This is a genomic window from Enterobacter sp. SECR19-1250, from assembly GCF_013391025.1.
Taxonomy (GTDB): domain Bacteria; phylum Pseudomonadota; class Gammaproteobacteria; order Enterobacterales; family Enterobacteriaceae; genus Enterobacter; species Enterobacter cloacae.
Map to the genome: position 1 here is coordinate 1 of NZ_JACASJ010000314.1, position 438 is coordinate 438.

Annotated in this window: 1 protein-coding gene; it reads right to left on the minus strand. The window is 63.9% G+C overall.

What is annotated here, in order from left to right; genetic code table 11:
• Window positions 1-108: 108 nt before the first annotated feature.
• Window positions 109-438: GNAT family N-acetyltransferase (locus HX884_RS26785; protein ID WP_004173814.1), on the minus strand; the 330-nt coding region annotated here is incomplete at its 5' end.

The window sequence follows — 438 nt, forward strand, 5'->3', positions numbered from 1 at the left end:
GATATCGACAACCTCTCGCGCAACCAAGACATCGCGGTCGGACTGCAAGTGATCTTGAAGCCACGGGCCCGTCCCACCCCGACATGGACCTCGATGCCCGAACGGACGTTAGATTTCGAGTTCTAGGCGTTCTGCGATGAAGGTTGGATCCCAGCCGGGATTGAAAGTGTCGACGTGGGTGAATCCGAGCCGCTCGTATAGGCCACGCAGGTTCGGGTGGCAGTCGAGCCGCAGCTTGGCGCACCCCTGCGTTCGCGCGGCATGGCGGCAAGCCTCGATCAGCGCGGAGCTGACACCCCGGCCCGCATGTGTCCGTCGCACCGCGAGCTTGTGCAGATATGCGGCCTCCCCCTTGAGGGCGTCGGGCCAGAACTCGGGATCCTCGGCCGACAAGGTGCAACAGCCGACGATGCCGTCGCTGCAACTCGCGACTAGGAG